Origin of the sequence: Pseudidiomarina fusca (genome assembly GCF_032227045.1) — a bacterium.
Lineage (GTDB): Bacteria > Pseudomonadota > Gammaproteobacteria > Enterobacterales > Alteromonadaceae > Pseudidiomarina > Pseudidiomarina fusca.
This window is the reverse complement of the sequence record NZ_JANFPJ010000001.1, coordinates 98,958-122,629: the sequence shown is the minus strand read 5'-3', so window position 1 is coordinate 122,629 and position 23,672 is coordinate 98,958. Positions and strand designations below refer to the sequence as shown.

At 47.6% G+C, this 23,672-nt stretch carries 15 protein-coding genes and 4 tRNA genes; 1 reads left to right on the top strand and 18 read right to left on the bottom strand.

The window, feature by feature from the left end; translation table 11 throughout:
• Positions 1–2 precede the first annotated feature (2 nt).
• The 14 genes from tilS to dnaQ form a co-directional block, all read right to left on the bottom strand.
• Positions 3–1,031, bottom strand: a complete 1,029-nt coding sequence (tilS, locus tag NOG12_RS00610) for a tRNA lysidine(34) synthetase TilS (RefSeq protein ID WP_313932124.1) — start codon at positions 1,029–1,031, stop codon at positions 3–5.
• On the bottom strand, positions 1,018–1,974 hold the full coding sequence (gene accA / locus NOG12_RS00605) for an acetyl-CoA carboxylase carboxyl transferase subunit alpha (RefSeq protein ID WP_110075427.1): 957 nt from the start codon (positions 1,972–1,974) through the stop codon (positions 1,018–1,020). Before accA ends, tilS begins: the two co-directional genes overlap by 14 nt.
• Positions 1,975–1,992: 18 nt before the next feature.
• Positions 1,993–5,487 (bottom strand): DNA polymerase III subunit alpha, encoded by a 3,495-nt coding sequence (gene dnaE, locus NOG12_RS00600; protein WP_313932123.1) that lies wholly within the window; start codon positions 5,485–5,487, stop codon positions 1,993–1,995.
• 107 nt (positions 5,488–5,594) lie between these two features.
• Positions 5,595–5,834 (bottom strand): hypothetical protein, encoded by a 240-nt coding sequence (locus NOG12_RS00595; protein WP_153826968.1) that lies wholly within the window; start codon positions 5,832–5,834, stop codon positions 5,595–5,597.
• A 54-nt stretch (positions 5,835–5,888) separates the two neighbouring features.
• A complete protein-coding gene (locus NOG12_RS00590; RefSeq protein ID WP_313932122.1) occupies positions 5,889–9,200 on the bottom strand; it encodes an AAA family ATPase in 3,312 nt (1,103 codons plus the stop codon).
• A gap of 153 nt (positions 9,201–9,353) precedes the next feature.
• A complete protein-coding gene (locus NOG12_RS00585; RefSeq protein WP_313932121.1) occupies positions 9,354–11,579 on the bottom strand; it encodes an NADP-dependent isocitrate dehydrogenase in 2,226 nt (741 codons plus the stop codon).
• 126 nt (positions 11,580–11,705) lie between these two features.
• The gene (locus tag NOG12_RS00580) at positions 11,706–12,914 is read right to left on the bottom strand and encodes an EAL and HDOD domain-containing protein (protein WP_313932120.1); all 1,209 of its coding nucleotides are present in this window, start codon (positions 12,912–12,914) and stop codon (positions 11,706–11,708) included.
• A 96-nt stretch (positions 12,915–13,010) separates the two neighbouring features.
• The gene (locus tag NOG12_RS00575) at positions 13,011–15,188 is read right to left on the bottom strand and encodes a M3 family metallopeptidase (RefSeq protein WP_313932119.1); all 2,178 of its coding nucleotides are present in this window, start codon (positions 15,186–15,188) and stop codon (positions 13,011–13,013) included.
• 104 nt (positions 15,189–15,292) lie between these two features.
• Entirely contained in the window at positions 15,293–15,640 is a 348-nt protein-coding gene (locus NOG12_RS00570) for a YkgJ family cysteine cluster protein (protein ID WP_110075433.1), read from the bottom strand.
• A 40-nt stretch (positions 15,641–15,680) separates the two neighbouring features.
• Positions 15,681–15,757: transfer RNA gene (locus tag NOG12_RS00565), tRNA-Asp, on the bottom strand.
• 29 nt (positions 15,758–15,786) lie between these two features.
• Positions 15,787–15,863 (bottom strand) — tRNA-Asp (locus tag NOG12_RS00560).
• A gap of 29 nt (positions 15,864–15,892) precedes the next feature.
• A tRNA-Asp gene (locus NOG12_RS00555) sits at positions 15,893–15,969 on the bottom strand.
• Between the two features lie 29 nt (positions 15,970–15,998).
• Positions 15,999–16,075 (bottom strand) — tRNA-Asp (locus tag NOG12_RS00550).
• 171 nt (positions 16,076–16,246) lie between these two features.
• Positions 16,247–16,930, bottom strand: coding sequence for a DNA polymerase III subunit epsilon (gene dnaQ, locus NOG12_RS00545; RefSeq protein ID WP_110075434.1), 684 nt, complete (start codon positions 16,928–16,930; stop codon positions 16,247–16,249).
• 207 nt (positions 16,931–17,137) lie between these two features.
• On the opposite strand from dnaQ, the gene rnhA reads away from it, so the two are divergent.
• Complete coding sequence (rnhA, locus tag NOG12_RS00540; RefSeq protein ID WP_110075435.1) at positions 17,138–17,608, top strand: ribonuclease HI; 471 nt, start codon at positions 17,138–17,140, stop codon at positions 17,606–17,608.
• Between the two features lie 215 nt (positions 17,609–17,823).
• On the opposite strand, the gene NOG12_RS00535 is transcribed toward rnhA, so the two are convergent.
• The 4 genes from NOG12_RS00535 to NOG12_RS00520 form a co-directional block, all read right to left on the bottom strand.
• Positions 17,824–18,222, bottom strand: a complete 399-nt coding sequence (locus tag NOG12_RS00535; RefSeq protein ID WP_313932118.1) for a hypothetical protein — start codon at positions 18,220–18,222, stop codon at positions 17,824–17,826.
• Positions 18,223–18,507: 285 nt separating this feature from the next.
• Entirely contained in the window at positions 18,508–19,800 is a 1,293-nt protein-coding gene (locus tag NOG12_RS00530; RefSeq protein ID WP_313932117.1) for a DEAD/DEAH box helicase, read from the bottom strand.
• Positions 19,801–19,841: 41 nt separating this feature from the next.
• Positions 19,842–20,144 (bottom strand): DUF6172 family protein, encoded by a 303-nt coding sequence (locus tag NOG12_RS00525; protein WP_313932116.1) that lies wholly within the window; start codon positions 20,142–20,144, stop codon positions 19,842–19,844.
• A 320-nt stretch (positions 20,145–20,464) separates the two neighbouring features.
• Positions 20,465–23,584 carry an efflux RND transporter permease subunit gene (locus NOG12_RS00520; protein WP_008607707.1) on the bottom strand — a complete coding sequence of 1,040 codons (3,120 nt, stop codon included), beginning with the start codon at positions 23,582–23,584 and terminating at the stop codon, positions 20,465–20,467.
• Positions 23,585–23,672: the final 88 nt, after the last annotated feature.

The window sequence follows — 23,672 nt, the reverse complement described above, 5'->3', positions numbered from 1 at the left end:
GCTTAGCGTTTTTTGCTAACCCGCGTAAGAGTTAATAAACGATCTTTGGTATCGGCAGTGTGACGACTCACCAAACAATCGGCCCAACCCACCTTAGGGCGTGCATTATTATCTGTGTTAAGCATCTGTTCACGCAACTGTTCTAGCTGTGCAAAAGAAGGTAGTGGTGCTTGTTGTTGTTGCAACCAAAAGCGCAGAATACCACGTTGTAACTCAGCGCTCTGCCCTACCATCCAACGACTAGCTAAACGTCCTTGAGCATCTATATGAGGTGCCACCCGATCTGCTAGTAATAGTTCTAACAGTTGCTGGTTTTCTGCACAAAGTAGAGTGCTGCGGAGCACAGCATCGCCAAAATGGGGCCAACGCTGTTCTAATAATGGCACTACTTGATGACGTAAAAAATTGCGCTCAATACTCACATCGTAGTTGGTATCATCTTCAATCCAGAACAATTGCCGAGCGTGCGCATACTGGTAGATTTCGGCTTTACTGATGTCCAACAGTGGCCGCCACCAATAGCGTTGATGCCGTTGCATGAATTTAGCCATGGCCGCTAGCCCTTTCGGTCCGGCACCTCGCTTTAGCTGCAAGAACAAGGTTTCAATTTGGTCGTTGCGATGCTGTCCCAACAACAGCACTGCGTCAGGTTGAGTTAATTCAACCAGACGTTGATAACGTGCATTGCGGCCGGCTGCCTCTTTGCTAATACGCGCCCCCAGATCAACCTGAAGCGGTTCGCAAATAAACGGAAATTGCCGCTGTTGGCAGTCTGCCACCAAACCAGCGGCCCAAGCGGCTGATTTTTCATGAAAACTATGATCTAAATGAATAGCTAGGTAGGTGTATTCCGGATGCGTTTGCCGAAAACGATCGGTGAGGTCTAATAAGGTTTGCGAATCAGCTCCGCCACCAAGGCAAACCACCAGCTGTTGTCCTGGCTCTAAAGCCAATTCAACTAACTGGTGGCTAAACTGCTGGAAGAGTTGCTCTGCCCAGCTATCCGATAGGTTATGCTTAACAGTATCCAAATGACATTAACTTCTGATAACGCTGTTCTAACCGCTCGGCACTATCAAGATTTAGCAATGCTTGCAGATCGTCTGCTAAGCGTTGCTTTAAACGCTCTGCCATTTGCACATGGTCACGATGAGCGCCACCGATAGGTTCTTCAATAATAGTGTCGATTAAGCCTAACTCTTTTGACCGTTGGGCTGTGACACCCATAGCTTCAGCGGCTAGTGGAGCTTTCTCTGCACTCTTCCACAAAATAGAAGCACACCCCTCTGGCGAAATCACTGAATAAGTAGAGTATTGCAGCATATTTACTTTATCACCCACACCAATGGCTAACGCGCCACCAGAACCACCTTCACCAATAACGGTACAAATGATTGGAGTATTTAATCTGGCCATGACTTTTAGATTACGAGCGATCGCTTCAGACTGCCCACGCTCTTCAGCACCGATGCCAGGATAAGCACCTGGGGTATCAATGAAGGTAATGATGGGCATCTTAAAGCGTTCAGCCATCTCCATTAAGCGCAATGCTTTACGATAACCTTCAGGCTTAGGCATACCAAAATTGCGGCGGATTTTTTCTTTGGTTTCACGACCTTTTTGATGACCAATAACCATCACTGGTTGACCATTAAGACGCGCTGTACCACCAACAATGGCCTCATCGTTAGCAAAAGTACGATCGCCAGCAAGCTCATCAAAGTCTTCAAAAATATGCTGAATATAATCCAACGTGTAGGGCCGCAACGGATGCCGAGCTAATTGAGCTACTTGCCAAGCGCCTAAATCGCCAAAGATTTTAGCTACCAGCTGTTCACGCTTTTCTTGTAATTTAGCAATTTCTTCTTCAATAGAAATATCAAAATCGCCCTTGGCGCCAACCGCCTTCAGCTCTTCAATTTGTGCTTGTAGCTCAGCGATAGGCTGTTCAAAATCTAAAAATTTAAGACTCATTATGGCTCCTATTTGCCATTAAAACTCGAGTTCAACATGATCCTTACCAAGCTGCTGCTGCAACTCGTATAATAATTCGTCCGTGGGCGTTACATACCACTCAGTGGCAGCATGAAACTGCGCCTGCACTTGAGGCTGCTGATATTGCAACAATAGCGGGCAACTACCTTGTTTATAAGGCTCAATCAATTCCACTAGACGTTGCAAACCAGCGCCAGCTAACTGTTCTTGCCGAACCGTTAGCTTCAAAGCCTTAGCATACTGCTCGCGCATGCCTACCAAGGTCATAATTTCACGTGCTGTCATTGTATTGGCAGACGAGTAATCATCAAAGCTGACCTCTCCTTTTACCACCAATATTTGATCTTTTTCGAGCAAGTGTTGATAAATTTCGTAATCTTTCGCATACACCCGAAAATCAAAGCGTGCGGTTTTATCATGTAAGGTAACAATAGCCCAACGCTGTTGCTGACGATTTAACATGGTACGCACATCTACCACTAACCCGGCTACTGTGGTGGTTTGATCTCGCCCAGTTGGCTTCACATCAGCCAATGCGCAGGGCACGTAATGACGCAACTCACGCCGATAACGATTAATCGGGTGGCCAGTTAAGTATAGTCCAAGAGTCTCACGTTCGCCCTCCAACCAAATCACTTCACGCCATGGCGGTACTTGCACGAACTCGTGCTCAATGGTCACATCATCAACAGCTGAGGTTAGCACCCCAAATAAATCGGCCTGCCCCTGGGCTTCGGCACGCGCATGTTGTTCAGCCTGACGCATCGCTTTTTCTAAGGTTGCCATCAGCGCTGCACGATGAGGCCCAAGCGAATCCATTGCACCAGCTTTAATAAGTTTTTCGAGCACTCGGCGATTCAGCTTTTTTAAATCAACCCGGCAGCAAAAATCAAACAGATCTGTAAAGGCGCCCCCTTCATTGCGCGCCTGCAAAATGGCTTCAATAGGAGCCTCACCCACCCCTTTTATGGCACCAATGCCGTACACAATACGCTGCTCGTGATCGACCGTAAACTTGTACTGACCAGCATTAACATCGGGCGGTAAAATAGTGAGCCCCATATTTTCACATTCATCTACTAGCGTTACTATTTTGTCGGTATTATCCATATCGGCCGACATCACTGCGGCCATAAATTCTGCTGGATAATGGGTTTTCATCCATAGCGTTTGGTAAGAAACCAAGGCGTAAGCGGCCGAGTGCGATTTGTTAAAACCGTAACCGGCAAATTTTTCTACCAAGTCAAAGATCTTAATCGCTAGCTCACCATCAATACCATTTTTACGTGCGCCTTCTTCAAACACCGCACGTTGTTTGGCCATTTCTTCTGGTTTTTTCTTACCCATAGCACGGCGTAGTAAATCCGCACCACCTAGTGAATAACCGGCTAACACCTGCGCTATCTGCATCACTTGCTCTTGATAAAGGATAACCCCGTACGTAGGTTCCAAGATCGGAATCAGAGATTCGTGCTGATAGTCTTTGTCAGGATAAGACAGTTCTTCTCGGCCATGCTTACGGTCAATAAAGTTGTCCACCATGCCTGACTGTAACGGGCCTGGCCGAAATAGCGCAACCAAAGCAATAATGTCTTCAAAGCTATCGGGCAACAACTTCTTGATCAGTTGCTTCATGCCAGCTGATTCTAATTGAAACACCGCTGTGGTTTGGGCTTTCTTGAGCAAGGCGAAGCAAGCAGGATCTTCCAACGGAATTTTAGCAATATCAATAGGTTCAAGATCAGCTTTAGCACGATTGGCATTCACCATATCCAATGCCCATTGAATAATGGTTAGCGTGCGCAAGCCCAAAAAGTCGAACTTAACCAGACCTGCTGCTTCTACGTCATTCTTATCAAACTGAGTAACCGGCTGTTTACCCTCTTCATCGCAATATAATGGTGCAAAATCGGTGATTTTATTGGGCGCTATCACTACCCCACCAGCATGCTTACCGGCATTACGGGTGACCCCTTCTAAAATCCTAGCCATATCAATGATGTCGCGAACATCATTATCTTGCTGATACATTTCAGCTAAACGCGGCTCAATTTCAAATGCTTTAGCTAGGGTCATCCCCGGGTCGCCAGGTACTAACTTGGTGATTTTATCAACAAAACCATAGGGATGACCTAACACCCGACCGACGTCTCGAATCGATGCCTTAGCGGCCATAGTGCCAAAAGTAATGATCTGAGAAACGGCTTCACGTCCGTAAAGATCAGCAACATGATCAATAACTTCATCACGCCGATCCATACAGAAGTCAATATCAAAATCGGGCATGGATACCCGTTCTGGATTCAAAAATCGTTCGAACAGCAAATCTAATTCAAGTGGGTCTAAATCAGTGATTTTTAAGGCATAGGCAACTAACGAGCCTGCGCCTGAACCTCGGCCGGGGCCAACCGGAATATTGTTGTCTTTAGACCACTGGATAAACTCCATCACGATTAAGAAGTAACCAGGAAAGCCCATATCATTGATAACTTTAAGTTCAGTTTCTAAGCGCTGGTCATATTCCACGCGTTTAACTGCACGTTCTTGCTCATCCGGAAACAAATCGATAAGACGTTGTTCTAAACCTTCCTGCGATTTTTTTACTAAAAAATCTTCTGGGGTCATACCACCCGTTGGAAACTCAGGCAATACATATTCATCAAGCTTTACCGTCACATTACAGCGTTTTGCAATTTCCACCGTATTAGCTAACGCTTCCGGTATGTCGGCAAATAGTTCGGCCATTTCTGCTGGGCTCTTGAGGTATTGCTCAGCACTGTAATTACGTGGTCGACGCTTATCGTTCAGTACATAGCCGTCAGATACCGCAACTCTGATTTCATGTGCGTTAAAATCTTCTGCTCGCAAAAACACGACTTCGTTGGTGGCTACCACCGGCACTTGGTGCTGCGCTGCGAGATTAACCGCGGCATGAATGTAGTCATTCTCGCCAGCACGCCCAGTTCGTACCAGTTCTAGATAAAAACGATCGGCAAAATGCTGCGAATAAAACTCCAGCAGCTGGACAGCCTCTGCCGGCTTGTTGGCTAGCAAGGCTCGGCCAATATCGCCATCTCGGCCGCCCGAGAGTAACAAAATTCCCTGCTGATGATCAGCCAACCATTCTTTATTGATACAAGGCTTGCCGCAGCGATGCCCAGCCAAATAGCCACGACTAATTAAGACAGTCAGTTGCTGATACCCTTCATTCGTCATTGCTAAAGCGGTTAATCTGAACGGCTGTTCTTTGCTGTCTGGAGTCCAACCGGCTGGCAATACCCACAAATCGCAACCAACGATAGGTTTTAATCCCTTATCGTGGGCTGCACGATAAAAGCGAACTAGCCCACACATATTCATTTGATCGGTTAATGCCAAAGCTGGCATTCCTTTAGCCACGGTAGCTTCACAGATAGGTTTGACCTTAGCCAACCCATCAATCATTGAAAAATCACTGTGAACTCGTAAATGAATAAAGCTAGGTGCTGTCATATCTGGTGGCATATTCCGCTGCGAAACAAAAACAAGGGGGGTATTGTGCCGTATGCGCAAGCTAATGTCATGTCAACATCCTCTTGCGCTACTGCACTTAAGCCTGCTTACGCTGGGCCAATAAAACAGTCGATACCTTCTTCAGACAAAGCGGCTAAGGCTTCATCAAGGGCTTCTTGATCTGTTGCAAATTCATCTTCCCACAGGGTTGAATTATTGCCGGCATCAACAATTTCAAGAATCCAACCACTCTCACCTTTATAAATATCAATAGTAACTGTCTGCTCATTAGCTGAGTAAGTTTGCGTTAACGGACTTTGCTCAATGTTATCTTCAGTTGTGCTCATGCTGTTCTCTCTATGCTGGGCTGAAATACCATGAAGGGTAGTTGGTTATTATACCTAGGCATCAGCAAATAGCTCATCTATTTCATCGCCATAAAGTGACTCATTGCGATATAACGCAGCGGCTATTTTATGTAACAACTCTTGCTGTTGTGCTAATAGGGCAGCCGCTTGCTGTTGCCCTTCGGTCACCCAAAACTTAATCCGTTCGGCTACCAAGTCAGCCTGTGCTCCGGTTAATTTCACTTGTTGCAAAGCCGCAGGTGTCACCGGTCCGAATACCTCATCTAAACCGTATTGACATACTGCCGCTTCGGCTAATTGGGTAGCATAACTGATATCACTCGCTGCTCCAGTGTTAGCTTCACCACCTAAATCAGCGTAAGCTTCCGCTTCTCGTCCAGCCATACTCATGGCTATTTTCGCTTTGATCTCTGCCATGGTAGTTGCCGCTAAAGTTGCATCTTTATGGGTAACAACAAAACCAAGCGCATTGTTACGCGGTTCAATGGTGGCAAAAGGCACGTCATAATGCGGCATCAATAGACGGGATACGAGTAAATGACCAGCCTCATGATAGGCGACTAATTTTTTCTCTTGCGGTGATTGACCTAGGCTTGTAAGCGGCGCCCCATAATGTGCAGCAGTTACAGCCTTACGCAGTTGAGCAATAGTAAGACCAGCAGCGCCATGTTGTTCTACCTGTTCGGTGAGCATACATAAGCGCATTGCTTTTTCTAGCTGCGCTCCACTCATACCTTGTGTCATTTCAGCAAAATCGGCCAATTGCTCGCTGCTCAATTGCACCCCATAACGATGAGCAAACATTTCAAAAAAAGCCTGCCGAGCAGCTCTATCTGGCAAATCACAGTGCACTGGCTCATCTAATCTGCCAGCTCGCAGGAGTGCTGGATCTAGACGCTCGGGATAATTAGTGGCAGCAATCACAAAAACCGGCTCTGCTGCAGCTTGTAGGCCATCTAAATTGGTCAGTAACGTATTCACCGCCGAGGTGTCTGCGCCAGCACGGTCACGACGGCCAGCAATCATATCTATCTCATCGATAAAGATAATGCAGGGCGCAATATCACGCGCAGCAGCAAAAATCTGCTGAATTTTAGTGGCGGTACCATGTTGTACTGAACTCACTAAATCGTGAGTATTAATATTCAAAAATGGTAATTCCGTTTCGCCAGCTACCGCCTTGGCTAACATGGTTTTTCCGGTACCTGGAGGGCCGGTTAACACAATGCCTGCTGGCATAGCTAACTGGCGTCGTTGTAACAACTCGGGTTGTTTTAGCCAACCTAAAACCCGTTGTAACTCGGCTTTAGCACGTTGCAATCCCACCACATCAGCTAAACGTACGCCCGGCCGCTCGCGCAGCAAGCCTGGCACCCCAGCGATAACTCGTGAAGAACTAACATTGGTAGTGAACTTGGGATTTACTAAACTTATCTTTAGTTGGCTACCATCGAGTTGCAGGTGATAGTCATAATCAAATCGCTGTTCTTGCCGCCGGCCAATCTGCAACCTTGCATTAACTTCAATCAGGCGTTGCAATCGGGTCGGGGTTGCCAATAGGCTTGCAGCAGAAATCACCTCATCGAGCAAGTCAAATTCATCATCATCAATCGTGTGTTCCGCCACCATCAATAAGGGTACGCCAGCAGCAAATCTGTGTAATTGACGAATAGCAGCAGCCAACTCGGCCAGCTCGGGTGTGGCACTAGAACTATCAGCACTCACACCGGCGGCAATTAATACCGCAGCGTACTGACTCACTTGATGTTTTAATTCTAACGCAGCCACCAGTGATATAGCTTGCCATTCATAACGCGGCAGCTGCTGTTGAAGGTGTGCAACCAGTGCCGCTGGACAATTGATTAATAATACTTTGTGGCTGCCGCGCACACGTTCGTAACAGCTCTCATCTAAATGCAATTGCAACTGAGTAATCTGTTGTAACTGTGCGCTCGTTAACTGCCTAAACATGTCACGCTTAGCACCCGCCAAAAGATTATTGGCAACACCCTGAATACCTCGAGCAGAGGGTTTAGGTAGTTGCGCAAACAGTAAAGCCGCATAAAAATCCACAGTAAAATCTAAATCAACCACTGAGAAGCCTGCTTGCAAATAGTCCCGCACACGCAGTTCGGCAATGGCTAAGAGCGTACTGGCACTGAGCGGCTTAAATCGTATTGCTGCCCCGCTTTTTAATCGGTCAACTAATTCTGGTGTTAAGGCCGGCTGACTATCGCCCGGACGTTTGGCTTGACGCAGAACATCAAAGACATCTAACTCTCCCATCCCAGTGGCTTTATTAAATTCTGCTTGGCCTAGGTTAGAAGTAAAAATAACAATCGTCTGCGAAAAGTCAGCCACTTCATTCGAGGTGATATCCGTCATGCGACCACTATCTAACATGCTAAGCATGGATTGAATCACACTAGGATGAGCTTTCTCGATTTCATCAAATAAAATCACGGAACGCGGATAACACTGTACGTGGCGAGTTAAGTCACCTAACGCTGAGTCAGTATAATACGAGCCAGACCCTGTCAATTTCATGTATGCTTTGTCGTCAGCGTAGGCTTCCATACTAAACTCACGAAAGCGATACCCCGAGCCGGTAGCATCACTCAATGCATGGGCGTAGCTGCGTGCTAACTCTGTTTTTCCTACCCCACTGGGCCCCACAAACGTGAAAATAGCTCGTTGTCGGCCATTATCGATACAGCCGCTTGCTAACTCATGTCTCACTACGGTTCGTACAGCATGGGATTGCCCCAATACACGCCCTTGGAGGTAGTGCTCCAGTTGTTCAATGTGAGCTTTTATATCAGCTAAGCTACGAGGCGGATTAAGCGCTATAAACTCTGCGAATAAGTTACTGTCGCCCGAGCTTGCATACTGGATAAGTAGATCAATAAAGTGCTCTGGGCTGGTCACTGCGTTAAATTTACAGCCTAACTTAAACTCCACAAAGGGCTCAAACACTCTTTTAAAACGCTCAGCCACCTCAAACGCACAACGAAACCAATCCTTGGTGGTATCGGTTTTGTCCTGAAAGCTGCGCTGCGGAATGATAGTATCCATGGTTTCGCGAAAGCGATATACGACAGCAGGGTAAACTAAGGTAGCGGGCGTTCGGCGTAACCGCTTTGCCCAGAGTTCAGCTAATACAGGAGTGCTTAACAACGCACTTAACACCTGCACATCTTCGATGCCTATGACATCCCAAGTAGAGGGATCACGATGCCCTCCTGGCTGCTTGGTGTATTGCATCACTGCTTCAGCGTCAACTAAGTTAGCAATGTATAACTGGCGTAGAAAGGCCTCAAGTACAGGGTGTTGATACAGGCTCATGAATCAATATCTCTTATCATTGTTAGTCATTGATTTGCACCAAGATTAACACCTTGCCTCGCAATAATCACAAATTAATCTATGTTTAGCCATAAAAAAAGCCCCGCACTAAACACTAGTGCGGGGCTCTTCATGACTCTTATTTGCTATGACTTACAAGCGCTCAAGTGCTTCATTTAACGTTGCAGATGGGCGCATCGCCTTCGCAACTAAATCAGCATTTGGTTCATAGTAGCCACCGATTTCTACCGGTGTACCTTGCACTTGATTTAATTCAGCCACGATAGTTGCTTCGTTTTCAGTTAAAAACGCGGCCAACTTACCAAATCGCTCAGCTAACGCTGCATCCTTGGTTTGTGCAGCTAATGCCTCAGCCCAATACATGCCAAGATAGAAGTGACTACCACGATTATCAATCTGCCCTAACTTACGCGCTGGTGATTTATCGTTCTCTAAGAACTTAGCAGTTGCTGCATCCAACGCATCAGCCAGCACTTGCGCGCGATCATTGTTAGTACGCTGTGCTAAATGCTCTAACGATGCTGCTAATGCCAAGAACTCGCCTAGCGAATCCCAACGTAAGTAGTTTTCTTCTACAAACTGCTGCACATGTTTAGGTGCTGATCCGCCTGCACCAGTTTCGAATAAACCACCGCCGTTCATCAAGGGTACAATCGACAACATTTTAGCTGAGGTTCCCAACTCAAGAATCGGGAATAAGTCAGTCAAATAATCGCGCAATACGTTCCCAGTAACAGAAATCGTGTCCTTGCCTTCTTTCATACGCGCCAGCGTGTGCAAGGTCGCTTCTGTAGGTGCCATAATGCGTAAATCGAGGCCATCTGTATCATGCTCTTGCAGGTACTGATTTACCTTTTTAATTAATTCAGCATCGTGAGCTCGTGCAGCATCCAACCAGAATACCGCAGGCATACCACTTAAGCGTGAACGATTGACTGCCAACTTAACCCAGTCACGAATGGGCGCGTCTTTTACTTGGCACATCCGCCAAATATCGCCTTTCTGCACGTCATGAGAAAACACTTGCTCACCGGCTTGGTTCACTACGACAACGGTACCGTCGGCAGGAATTTCAAAAGTTTTGTCATGTGAACCGTACTCTTCCGCTTTTTGAGCCATCAGGCCTACGTTCGGAACGGTACCCATAGTGGCTGGATCAAATGCGCCATGTTGCTGACAGAATTCAATCGTTGCTTGATACACACCCGCATAACAGCGATCAGGAATCATCGCTTTTGTATCTTGGGTTTTACCATCCGCATCCCACATCTTGCCGCCATCACGAATCATCGCTGGCATCGATGCATCAATAATCACATCACTAGGCACATGAAGGTTAGTAATACCCTTATCTGAGTTCACCATAGCTAGTTTAGGTTGCTCGCTGTACACTGCCGCGATATCCGCTTCTATAGCGCTGCGTTGGTCGGCTGGTAAATCTGCGATCTTGGCTAACACATCACCAAAGCCATTCGTTGCATCTACGCCTAGCTGCTTGAAGGTATCCGCATGCTTAGCAAACACATCTTGGAAGAATACAGTTACGGCATGGCCAAACATGATGGGATCTGACACCTTCATCATGGTCGCTTTCAAATGCAAAGATAACAGCACACCTTGTTCTTTTGCTGCTGCTGTTTCAGTGGCAAAAAACTCGCGTAATGCCTGCACGTTCATACATGCCGCATCGACAACTTCGCCTGCCATCACTTTAACGGATTCTTTCAGTACTGTTGGGCCAGCTGGAGTATTTAGAATAATTTTCAGATCATCTGCGGCAGCAAAGGTGGTTGATTGCTCACTACTGTAAAAATCACCATCATGCATATGCGCCACGTGAGTTTTGGAGTCTTTACTCCAACTTCCCATGCGGTGCGGATGTTTTTTAGCATAGTTTTTTACCGATGCTGGAGCACGACGATCTGAATTACCTTCACGCAAGACAGGATTTACTGCTGAGCCTTTAATTTTGTCATAACGCGCTTTAATATCGCGTTCTTCATCCGTTTGTGGCTCAAATGGGTAATTCGGCAACGCATAACCTTGGCTTTGTAATTCTTTAATAGCTGCAGTTAACTGTGGAATAGAAGCACTGATATTGGGCAATTTAATAATATTGGCTTCAGGAGTTTTGGCTAACTCGCCCAATTCTGCCAAAGCATCATTGATGCGCTGCTCTGGCTTTAAGTATTCTGAAAAATTAGCAATGATTCGACCCGCTAAAGAAATATCACGAGTTTCCACCACGACTCCTGCAGCATCAGTAAACGCACGAATAATCGGCAGTAACGAATACGTTGCTAAACGAGGAGCTTCATCTGTTTCTGTGTAGATAATCTTTGAACTATCAATCGACATAGTGATTCCTATTCATCAGTTCAGGTCTAAAAAGTGATGCGGATTATAGCAGGATCAGGCGCCGTGCACTAGCGCCTGCATCTTATACAAGGGTCGTAACTGGTAGGGAATATTGCCAGTATAGAGTTATTGACTAGCTCCAACGTGGCTTAGCAGCTGCTCTACTAAGAAATGACATTGTTGATAAATTTCAAACAATTGTTCTTGCCTTTGCAAAGGTCGTTTCATCGCTAGGTCGTACTCGAAGCGCTCTACTGCCGCCAGCACCACGCCTAACTCACCTTTGCCTTTTAGGACAGCATCGCGGACATTATCAGCAATATTAAGACCTTCAATAAACTGAGTTTTATCTAACCCTAATAGAATATCAGAACCAGACAGTAAACCCGCTAAAAAAGCAGGCCCAGAAAGTCGATTAAAAGGGTCTTTAGCACGAACTAACTCGCTACACATATAGGCCCGAGTCAATACCAATTTCGCTTGTTCAGGCGTATGTCCTTGCACGGATAAAATCAACAACACCCACTTTCGCAACGGCTCTAAACCCAAGAGCATGACGACTTCTTTAAGTGATTCAATTTTGCGAGTCAAACCATAATAAGGACTATTGGCGATTCGGAGCAAGTTAACGACCAACACCGGGTCGGTTTGTAAGGCAGCCACGATCTCATAAAGCTCCGGTTCATCGACAAACAGCTGATTAATCAACAAGGTTAATTGCTGTGCTGCAGGCGAAGGCACTTTTGTGCCCTCAATCAGTTTGGGTCTAGCTAAGAAGTATCCCTGAAACAAATCAAAGCCAAGCTCACGATACTGATTAAGCGTAAGTTCATCTTCAATCCGCTCGGCTAGCCACAATACATCAAGATGCTGCAACTGCTGCAACCGTTGCTGCGCCAGCTCTAATCCTGTTCGCTCGATATCAACCTTGATGATTGCAGCAAATTCAAGCAGTGGATCCCAGCTTTGTTGAAATTCAAAATCATCCAAAGCAAACCGAAACCCTTTAGCGACCCAATTTTTTATTGCCTCAATAATTTCTGCTGTTGGCTCTAACCGTTCTACGAGTTCAATAATGACATGTTCTGGTGCAATCGGCAAAAATTGCCCAGAGAGCAGAAAATCCGTGGATACATTGATACAAACTGGTTGCTTGTGATGTTCTACATAGTCTAAGACGCCAGTACAAAGGTTAAATAACACCTCACTGGTAGCCACACTGTCGCCAACTTCAAAGGCAGTAATGCCATGTTCGTGACGGTAAAGTAACTCATGCGCATAAACCTTGCCTTCGCGATCGTAGATAGGCTGAGAGGCGAACAAAACATCAGGCATTCAAAAACTCGCTGTTACAAAATATTTACCTGCTTATATACCAAAAAAAAGAGGACAGAGCTAGCTCTGTCCTCTTTTATTGTACGAAATCAGCTATTAATCAATTTTCGGAGCAGTTAAGCCACGGCGTTGTAATAAGGCTTCAACGGTAGGCTCTTGACCACGGAAATCGATGTATTGCTGCATCGGCTCTTTGCTATTCCCTTTAGAAAGGATAGTGTCACGGAATGCTTGACCGTTTTCTAGGGTCAAACCACCGTTTTGCTGCATAAAGGCAAAGGCGTCAGCGGCTAACACTTCAGACCACATATAAGCGTAGTAACCAGCTGAATAGCCACCAGCAAAAACGTGCGCAAAGAAAGTCGACTTATAACGCGGTGGTACTGCAGCTACTGCTACACCATTGCGTTCAAGCGCGGCTGCTTCAAACGCCGCCACATCGTCAATGCTGCTAGCAGCATCAGCTGATAGCGTGTGGTATTCCAAATCCAACAAGGCTGACGCAATATATTCTAAGGTGTCATAACCCATGTTGAAGTTTTTCGCAGCCAACACTTTATCAAGTAATTCAGCAGGAATCGGTTCACCGGTTTCGTAATGTTTAGCAAAGTTATTTAATACTTGCTCGTTCAACATCCAATCTTCTTGGAAAGTTGAAGGAAATTCAACGTAGTCACGTGATACTGACGTACCTGCCAACGATGGATACATGACATCAGAGAACATTCCGTGCAAAGCGTGTCCCATTTCGTGGAACATGGTGCTTACTTCGTCAAAACTCAACAGCGTTGGGCCTTCGGCTGCTTTTTTGATGTTCTGGTTATTCAAAATAACCGGCTTGCTATCTAATAAGTGTGACTGAGACACGAATGAGCTCATCCAAGCTCCGCCGCGCTTGCCATCACGAGTAAACCAGTCGCCATAGAACAGGCCTAATGTTTCACCATTAACGTCTTTAACCTCGTAAACCATGATGTCATCACCATAAGTTGGGATGTTATCTAGTTTTTCGAAAGTAATACCAAATAATTGATTCATAGCATAGAACACGCCATCTTCAACCACTCGATTAAACTCAAAGTATTGCTTCACTTCGTTAGCATCTAAAGCATATTTTTCTGCCCGAACTTTTTCGGCATAATATGCCCAATCCCATGGCTGCACTTCGAAATCGCCACCTTCTGCCTCAATCATCTCTTGAATTGCAACTTGTTCAGCGGCCACGTTACTCACTACTGCTGGTACCAAATCACGTAACATAGCTTGCGCTGCTGCTGGCTTAGCGGCCATGCTAGTTTCTAATACGTAATCACCCCAAGTGTCGTAACCAAGTAGCTCAGCTTTTTGAGCACGTAGTTCAGCCAAGCGTTTTACTAAAGGACGGTTATCTGTCGCTGTGTTACCAGTACCACGATAAGCGGAAGCTTCCCAAATACGCTGACGTAGTTCACGATTCTCTAATGATGCCAACACTGGTTGACGGGTCGTGTTGGTAATCCGAATGGCATATTTACCTTCATGACCAGCAGCCGCAGCAGCGTCGGCCAGACTTTGAATCTCACTCTCGCTAAGTCCAGCTAATTCGTCAGCACTATCAACAACGATCAAGTTTTCGTTAGCTAGCGTCATCAGGTTACGCTGAAACTCTGTGGTTAATGAAGACGTTTCAGAGTTAATTGCACGGATCTTGGTTTGCGCCTCAGCGTCTAGTTCAGCACCAGCACGAACGAAACCTTTGTACGTATCTTCAACCAAGCGCAACGCTTCGCCTTCTAGTTCAGCTCGGTTGTCGTACACTGCTTTAACCCGAGCAAACAAGGTTGGATTAAGCATAATATTGTCGCGATGCTGTGCCATTTTTGGTGCGAGCTCGCCTTGCAAAGCCCGAGTGTCATCGTTCCCATTCGATCCAGCAACGTTATAAAAAACTGAAGAAACTCGGCTTAATAAAGCACCTGCTTTTTCCATAGCTACGATGGTGTTTTCAAAAGTTGGTGCTGCGCTGTTGTTAGCAATAGCCTCAATTTCCTTACTATGCTCTGCCATACCAGCTTCAAATGCTGGTTGATAATGCTCAAAACGGATTTTGGTAAAATCTGGAGCCTGATATGGAAGTGTACTTGCAGCGTAGAATGGATTGCTTTGGCTTAGTGAACTAGCCGCAACCTGCTCAGTTTTAGCTGACTCAACGGTGGTTTGGCTAGCGTCTTTATCAGAACAAGCGGCAACTGAAATGGCCGCACCGATAGCAACAGCAATAAGGCTCTTGCGCATAATCTTATCTCCCTTGTGGTTAAATGCTTTAACCGTACTAATGTACCTGCCTAAGGAGTAAGGCTCAAGAGCTATTCGTGGCACAATCTTTGCGTTTTAACCTGTTAGGCTACTTCATGCACCGAAATGAGTGGTAACAGGCCATACTTCGCGCGGGCTTTATCACAGTAGGGATTACTACCGTCTATCGACATAGCAAATTCTCGACATGGACTGGGTCGATCCGGGTAAATGCTGCAGCTAACCTGCTCCCCGATAGCGCCAACTAAGGCAATACAACGAGGTTCACGTTGATTCGTGCCTTGCATGCAAAGAAGATGAGGATGAAAAGATTCGGTTAGTTCGCTTGGAACATGACCTTGGGGTGCGCCTGTTGCTTCGCCCCAATAAAAAGACACACGATAAGACGCGCAGCAAGCCCCACACGTCAAGCAGGCATCAGCCAAACTCATCGCACGACACTCCAAAAGAAAATAAGAAATTTGTTTGAAATGGCGGAGCGGACGGGACTCGAACCCGCGACCCCCGGCGTGACAGGCCGGTATTCTACCCAACTGAACTACCGCTCCGCAGCGGTATGAAACCAATTGCAGGAAAGTGGCGGAGCGGACGGGACTCGAACCCGCGACCCCCGGCGTGACAGGCCGGTATTCTAACCAACTGAACTACCGCTCCGCAGCGGTATGAAACCAATTTCAGGAAAGTGGCGGAGCGGACGGGACTCGAACCCGCGACCCCCGGCGTGACAGGCCGGTATTCTACCCAACTGAACTACCGCTCCGCAGCGGTATGAAACCAATGTCAGGAAAGTGGCGGAGCGGACGGGACGCGAACCCGCGACCCCCGGCGTGACAGGCCGGTATTCTAACCAACTGAACTACCGCTCCGCTTTCCTAACTCTGGGCAACCCGACTGGGTCCCCCTGAATGCGGAGCGAATATTACGAGTGCTGGAATGTTCCGTCAACCCTTTTTTTGTGTTTTTGAATCGTTTGCTTAAAAAAAATGCAAAAGCCGCAAAATTTGTTCAATTTACCCTACCACTTACTCTGCTATGGCCTATTCTTGCCACAATGCATCATTGATTAACGCTAACCTTTGTTGGTGAGCCTGTTGCTCTGCTGCTGATGCTTGCACTACCTTAAGTGCGGGTTTATTTAGCACTGGTGTCCAACCACTACTGAGTTCTCCGTTCGCTCGGTTACCGGGCAACTCTAATGCGGTTTGCCCACCCGTCATAAGCAAATACACATCCGCTAATAATTCAGCATCTAATAATGCGCCGTGAAAAGTCCGGTTTGAGTTATCTACCCCGTAGGCACGACATAAAGCATCTAGAGTGTGGCGTTGGCCAGGACGCATCTGTTGCGATAACTTGAGGGTATCGAGCACACTACAATAGTCGATAGTCTTCCCCGTGCCGTTGCGCAATAAAGCAAACTCATGATCCATAAAGCCCACATCGAAGGGGGCATTATGGATAACCAATTCTGCACCTTGGATGAAATCAATGAACTCTTCCGCAATTTGTGCAAAAACCGGTTTATCTTGTAAAAAATCATTGGTGATACCGTGTACATCAATCGCTTCTTGCTCAACTACCCGCTGCGGATTGATATAGACATGAAAGGTACGCCCCGTTAGCTTGCGCTTGATGACTTCAACGGCGCCAATTTCTATAATTCGGTGGCCTTCTTCTGGGCGTAACCCAGTAGTTTCTGTATCTAAAACGATTTGCCGCATAAGAGTTTGTGCTTCTTTCCAAATTAAATTGATATCACTTGCCCAGTGATAAACCTGACGTTTACCTGTGGAAGACTGCTAGCAATCCTGCACACCAACAATAATCGTTAGAGTTTAACAACTGTATACTGACTTTGCTATGACGCATTTATTTGTCAGGTCTGCTAAACTGCGCCTTAAATCATTACTTAGAGATAACGTTTTAGCATGCAAACAGTGCATATATATACGGATGGCTCCTGCTTAGGTAACCCTGGCCCTGGCGGTTATGGCGTGGTTATTGAATACGGTAAACATCGCAAAGAGTTTGCTGCTGGATTTCGGTTAACCACGAACAATAGAATGGAAATGTTAGCCGCGATTATCGGCTTAGACGCGTTAAAGCGACCGTGCGATGTGGTACTAACCACGGATAGCCAATACCTTAAACAAGGCATTGAAGAGTGGATTCACAAGTGGAAAAACAATGGGTGGCGAACCGCCAATCGCAAACCCGTCAAAAACGCTGATTTATGGCGTTTAATAGATGCTGCGGCAGCTCGCCATAACGTGCGCTGGGACTGGGTTAAGGGCCACGCTGGTCATCCACAAAATGAACGCTGTGATGAATTAGCGCGCACTGCCGCAAGTGGTAGCGATTTAGCTGTTGATGAGGGTTTCGAAACAATTCAAATTTGAGTCAACTGACCTGTATTTAGGTTTACTGACTTTCTGCGCTTTGAGTTCAAAAACGTTTAGCTGCGAAAAAAACCACGGTCGACAGCGCTATTAATACAAATAGTGCCAGTGTGGATGTCAGAGTCAGTACCATTGCCAAAGCTCTCCGCTAGATATTGCACGGTTTAAATTAAAAGTGAGTGAACCTTGCCGTTAACTGAACTGTGTTTTGTCTTTTAGCCTGAGTGACCATAAGCGCCCTGCATCCCTGTGGCAGCACAGGCTTGCTTGCTCAGGGCGACAGATAACAGCGACAAAACAGCGGTAGTAAACGAAAAGCGGTTGGCAGGGAGGCAGGAATACGTTGGGCCGACCCTGGCGTGCCGGCTGTTATCAGGGCGTCCGGCATAGTGGTAATACACCCTAAGATGGCGGACGCGGGAGATAAAACAGCGCAGCAAATAAAGAGGTTGAGACTGAGGCAAGAGCTTGGCAGATAACATAAGGACGGGCGTTTTACAGACACGGCGTTGCGAAACCAGACAGAGGATTCCGGCCAGCATAATACCGACGAAAATGATGACGTTACCGGTGAAACGGGCAGCGCGGACCGCGATGTTTAACATCGGATGCATTGCAATTACCTTATATAACCAGAGCGGTGTAGTCTTTGCTCAGAACAGCGCGCGTATTCTAACCCTTAGCGGTAGGAAGTAAAGCGCTAAGCGTTATTCATCGTGATTTTTATGCCATTCCCCGCACACTGACCAGGCCGCACTATTGAGTGTAACTGCTTGTAATAACGGCATTCTGGCGTAAGTGCTGCAGATTTAAGCTATCGACTAAAGTCGCACGGTGCGCCAGCGCAGAACCGCCATTCACGATAACGGTTTGCGCTGCGTGCTGTGAATGTATTGAGCTTAGCTGCGGCGGGCTTTACCAGGTTTTACCGCTGCGCTGCCGGCTGGCTTTTTTGCTTTTGCTTTCGGGGTGGCAACATCAATCTGGGTCGCGCTGGCTTTATTGGCGCGGGTGCCAAGCACTTTACGCGAAATGCTTTTTAACAAGCTGCCGCGGTTGCTGACTTCAAAGCCGGGTTTCACCACCCGCGCAATAGTACTGCCAATCAGCTTTTGAATGCGCTCCAGGCTCTGCTCTTCTTCACGGCTGACAAAGGAGATCGCCTGCCCCTTGGCGCCAGCGCGCCCGGTGCGACCTATGCGGTGGACATAGTCTTCCGGTAAATACGGCAAGTTAAAGTTCACCACATAATCCAGCCCCTGGATATCCAGACCCCGGGCGGCAACTTCAGTAGCAATCAGTACCTGCAGTTTGGCTGATTTAAAATCGGCCAGTGCGCGGCGACGACTGCCCTGGCTTTTATCGGCATGACAAACCGCAGCATTGACTTTAGCTTTTTGCAGATCGGCGAGTAACCGATCGGCCTGCTCTTTGGTACTGGTAAAAACCAGCACCTGAAACCAGTTGTGCTCAGCTAACAGTTGCTCAAATAACTCGATTTTGCGACTTTCCTCTACCGGATACACCACATGCTCCACCGTGTCGGCAGTGCTGTTGGTTTTCGCTACCCGGATTTGCTGATGATTTTTCAAAATCTTGTGAGACAGTTCATTCACTGCCGGCGACGTGGTCGCAGAAAACAGCAGTGTTTGCCGGCTGGCTGCGGTCATCTCCACTAACTTCAGCACATCAGTACTAAAGCCCATATCAAGCATACGATCAGCCTCATCCAGCACCACAAAAGCAACGTCACTTAAGATCACGTTACCCAGCGCCATATGCTCAATTAAGCGGCCCGGCGTACTGACCACGATATCAACGCCGGCCTGTAATTTACTGGCCTGCCCGCCCATTTTAACGCCGCCATAAATCGCAGTGACGCTAAGGGGCAAAAATTGGGCATAGGCACTAATCGCATTGGCAATCTGCTCGGCAAGCTCCCGGGTTGGCGTTAAAATTAACGCCCGGGGCCGCCGCTCAACCACGGCTTGCGGCGTATCTACCAAGCGTTGTAATAATGGAATAGCAAAGGCCGCGGTTTTACCGGTTCCGGTTTGCGCAGTAACCTGTAAATCTTTGCCGCGCCGCGCCGGCACTATCGCCTGCGCCTGCACTGGCGTAAGCTCACTAAAACCACATGCTGTTAAGCCACGCAGTAAGTCTGGTGCCAAATTTAAAGCTGAAAATTGCATAAGAATTCCTCTGCAGCCTGGCTGCAGTTTAAAAGTGAAGCTTACTCAAGATCGCTATCCGGGCGCGGCTTGTGATTACAGGCACGGGCCAGAATTTCGATATAAAACTGTGGCCACTGCTGCGCAGCCGCTGCATCGATATGTTGGTTGATTTCTGAGGTGAACATTGGCTTTGCTTCCGCCTCTGAGGCGCCAAAGCGGCAATCAAAGGTCCAATAGTCTTTACCGGCCGGCACCGCTTTGCGCCGTTCACGGGCCAGATATTTGCGAATTTCGTGTTTAATAGCGTCAACTAAACGCGCCGGTTGCAGCTTGGGGTGAGTTAAGGCAAAGGTTTTTTTCATCACAGATCCTACAGGTGGGCGCTGAACAAAGACGGCAGACGCGCAAATAAAGGCGTATTCTACCTGTAAGTGTAGAAGATAGCCGCCAAAACCTGAGATAAATAACTTATCTCAGGTTTTGCTGTGCAAAATCAGCACTGTTTTAACCCGATTTTATTGCGGTAGCGCCGCCAACACGCCCTAGACAAACGCGATAAAACTCTCCCGCTCTGGCAGAGGCAGAACACTTTACCTTTTACGGTTGTAGCATGCGCGGGATAACCGATAGGGTCATCCCGCGGTAACGCTTGCCACATTATTGAATTGAGGATGACAACGATCTAATCAGCTAACCTTTGGTCATTCTGATGCAGCCAGTGGTATAACGCCGGCAGTACTACTAATGTCAGCAAAGTAGCCGAGATAATACCGCCAATCACTACTGTTGCCAGCGGGCGCTGTACTTCTGCCCCGGTGCCGGTATTCAACGCCATTGGCACAAACCCCAGGCTGGCCACCAGCGCTGTCATCAATACCGGACGTAACCGGATCAACGCGCCTTCAACCACGGCATACAGTAAATCGCCTTTTTCCTGCCATAGCTGGCGCATAAACGATACCATTACCAGACCGTTCAGCACCGCGACACCAGACAAGGCAATAAAGCCGACACCGGCTGAAATAGACAGCGGCATATCGCGCAGCCACAGTGCCAGTACGCCCCCCGTCAGTGCCAGTGGCACACCGGTAAAGATAATCAGTGCATCTTTGAGCGAATTAAACGCCATCACCAACAAGGCGATAATCAGCAATAAGGTCACCGGCACTACGATTGCCAGCCGTTTACTGGCCGACTCCAATTGCTCAAAAGTACCGCCATAATCCAGCCAGTAACCGGCTGGCAGAGTGACGTCGGCACTAATCCGCTGTTTCAGTTCGGCAACAAAGCTACCCAGATCGCGCTCGCGCACATTAGCCGATACCACAATACGGCGCTTACCATTTTCGCGGCTGATTTGTGCCGGTGCCGGTTGAATATCCAGCGTAGCAATTTCATTTAGCGGTACATAGCCTCCATCCGGCGTTGGAATAGGCAGCCATGACAGGCTATCAATATCACTGCGGATTTGCTCCGGTAAACGAACTATTAGCTGAAACCGGCGATCACCTTCATAGATTAGCCCCGCCTCTTCGCCACCAATCGACATGGCGATGATATCCTGAAACTGGCTGACTGTTAGTCCGTAACGGGATAAAGCCGTTAGCTTTGGCATTACCGACAGTACCGGTAAACCGGATACCTGTTCTGTTTTCACATCTGCCGCGCCGCTAATACTGTTGGCAACCTGCTCAATGCTGTTTGCTACGCTTAACAGCACATCCAGGTCATCACCAAACACTTTAATGCCCACATCCGAACGCACACCAGAAATCAGCTCGTTAAAACGCATCTGAATCGGCTGGGTAAACTCGTAGTTATTACCAGGCAGTTGTTCCAGTGCCTGTTCCATTTCAGCTACCAGCGCCGCTTTGGTTTTACGCGGATCCGGCCATTCGCTGCGCGGTTTTAAAATAACAAAGTTGTCTGCAACGTTCGGCGGCATCGGATCAGTTGCTACTTCCGGCGTACCAATTTTGGCAAAAACCTTATCAACTTCAGGAAATTGCTTAATCCGCTGCTCCAGTACTTCCTGCATTGCAACTGACTGCTCCAGCCCGGTACCGGTTACCCGCATCGCATGCAAGGCAATATCGCCTTCATCCAATTGTGGGATAAATTCCGATCCCAGCGTGGTGGCAAGCCATAAACAAACCGCGACCAGCAGCGTTGCCAAACCAGCAACCAGCAAACGCAGCTTGATTACGGCATGCAACACCGGACGATACAGTGATTTTGCAGCCACAATAACCCGGCTTTCCTGTTCGTTGATTTTACCGCTCATAAACACGGCAACGGCGGCAGGAACCACAGTCAGTGACAGCACCATAGCGGCCAGTAATGCCATTACTACTGTAGCGGCCATTGGGTGAAACATTTTGCCTTCAACGCCGGTCAGGGCAAAAATCGGGATATACACTACCGTGATAATCGCTACCCCAAACAAACTGGGTTTAATCACTTCGGTCGTTGCAGCAAACACCACGTTTAAGCGTTCGCGCAGTGCCAGCAAGCCACCATTTTGGTGTTGTGCCATTCCTAAGCGCCGGATACAGTTTTCGACAATAATCACCGCACCATCGACAATCAGGCCAAAATCCAGCGCTCCCAGGCTCATCAAGTTAGCTGATACGCCTTGCTGTACCATACCGGTAATGGTGGCCAACATTGCCAGCGGGATTACGGCGGCGGTAATCAGTGCCGCGCGGATATTCCCCAGCAGCACAAACAGCACCACAATGACCAGTAATGCCCCTTCCAGCAGATTTTTTTGCACAGTCGCAATGGTTTTATCTACCAGCGTGGTACGGTCATATACCGCTTCAACAATCACATTTTCTGGCAGGGAAGCTTTTATCTCTTCCAGCTTTTGAGCAGCATCGCGGGCAACGGTCCGCGAGTTTTCACCCAGCAGCATCATCACCGTACCCATTACGGTTTCGTGGCCGTCACGGGTGGCGGCACCGGTACGTAACTCTTTACCAAGCCCTACTTCTGCCACATCTTTTATCCGGATAGGTACTGAGCCATTTAGCGCTACCACCACATTTTCAATACTGCTGATAGTACTGAGCTGGCTGGGCGAACGCACCAGTAATTGCTGGCCATTACGCTCAATATAACCTGCCCCACGGTTAGCATTATTGCTAAGCAGCGCCTCTGACAGTTGCGGCAATGTCACACCCATGGCCAGCATTTTTGCCGGATCAGGCATCACGTGGTACTGTTTGTCATAACCACCGATGGTATTAACCTCAACCACACCGGGCACTTGCGCCAGTTGCGGTTTGATAATCCAGTCCTGTACTTCACGCAAATACATGGCATCAAGCGGTTTGCCATTTGCATCAGTAGCGCCGGGTTTAACATCGACGGTATAAACAAATATTTCACCCAGGCCAGTAGCAATGGGTCCCATTTGTGGTTCCAGTCCGGCAGGCAGTGCATTCTTGATACTGCCAAGCCGCTCATTAAGCAGGTTACGGGCAAAATAAATGTCGGTGCCTTCTTCAAACACCACCGTAACCTGTGACAGCCCGTAACGTGACAACGAACGGGTATATTTTAGTTTTGGCAAGCCATAAAGCGCCGTTTCCACCACAAAGGTAATCCGTTGCTCGGCTTCCAAAGGTGAATAGCCAGGCGCTTCAGTGTTAATTTGTACCTGTACGTTGGTAATATCAGGTACTGCATCGATAGGTAATCGCTGGTAACTCCACAGCCCGGCGCCAATCAGTAACAAGATCAGGCCCAGCATCAGATACCGTCGCTCAATTGAGAAACGAACGATAGCTTCAATCATGTTTATCTCCTTTTCATCTGCCTGAGCGAGCAAAGGTTACGCAAGGCAAGAACGGGCGAAGCAGCGCAGTTTACATGCGGTAAATGAG

What these genes read in the sequence shown, in the direction of transcription:
- NOG12_RS00575 (WP_313932119.1), bottom strand. Translation starts at nt 15,188, where the DNA reads ATGCGCAAGAGCCTTATTGCTGTTGCTATCGGTGCGGCCATTTCAGTT.
- dnaQ (WP_110075434.1), bottom strand. Translation starts at nt 16,930, where the DNA reads ATGCGGCAAATCGTTTTAGATACAGAAACTACTGGGTTACGCCCAGAA.
- rnhA (WP_110075435.1), top strand. Translation starts at nt 17,138, where the DNA reads ATGCAAACAGTGCATATATATACGGATGGCTCCTGCTTAGGTAACCCT.
- NOG12_RS00590 (WP_313932122.1), bottom strand. Translation starts at nt 9,200, where the DNA reads ATGAGCCTGTATCAACACCCTGTACTTGAGGCCTTTCTACGCCAGTTA.
- dnaE (WP_313932123.1), bottom strand. Translation starts at nt 5,487, where the DNA reads ATGACAGCACCTAGCTTTATTCATTTACGAGTTCACAGTGATTTTTCA.
- NOG12_RS00520 (WP_008607707.1), bottom strand. Translation starts at nt 23,584, where the DNA reads ATGATTGAAGCTATCGTTCGTTTCTCAATTGAGCGACGGTATCTGATG.
- accA (WP_110075427.1), bottom strand. Translation starts at nt 1,974, where the DNA reads ATGAGTCTTAAATTTTTAGATTTTGAACAGCCTATCGCTGAGCTACAA.
- NOG12_RS00585 (WP_313932121.1), bottom strand. Translation starts at nt 11,579, where the DNA reads ATGTCGATTGATAGTTCAAAGATTATCTACACAGAAACAGATGAAGCT.
- NOG12_RS00580 (WP_313932120.1), bottom strand. Translation starts at nt 12,914, where the DNA reads ATGCCTGATGTTTTGTTCGCCTCTCAGCCTATCTACGATCGCGAAGGC.
- NOG12_RS00595 (WP_153826968.1), bottom strand. Translation starts at nt 5,834, where the DNA reads ATGAGCACAACTGAAGATAACATTGAGCAAAGTCCGTTAACGCAAACT.
- NOG12_RS00525 (WP_313932116.1), bottom strand. Translation starts at nt 20,144, where the DNA reads ATGAAAAAAACCTTTGCCTTAACTCACCCCAAGCTGCAACCGGCGCGT.
- NOG12_RS00535 (WP_313932118.1), bottom strand. Translation starts at nt 18,222, where the DNA reads ATGCATCCGATGTTAAACATCGCGGTCCGCGCTGCCCGTTTCACCGGT.
- NOG12_RS00570 (WP_110075433.1), bottom strand. Translation starts at nt 15,640, where the DNA reads ATGAGTTTGGCTGATGCCTGCTTGACGTGTGGGGCTTGCTGCGCGTCT.
- NOG12_RS00530 (WP_313932117.1), bottom strand. Translation starts at nt 19,800, where the DNA reads ATGCAATTTTCAGCTTTAAATTTGGCACCAGACTTACTGCGTGGCTTA.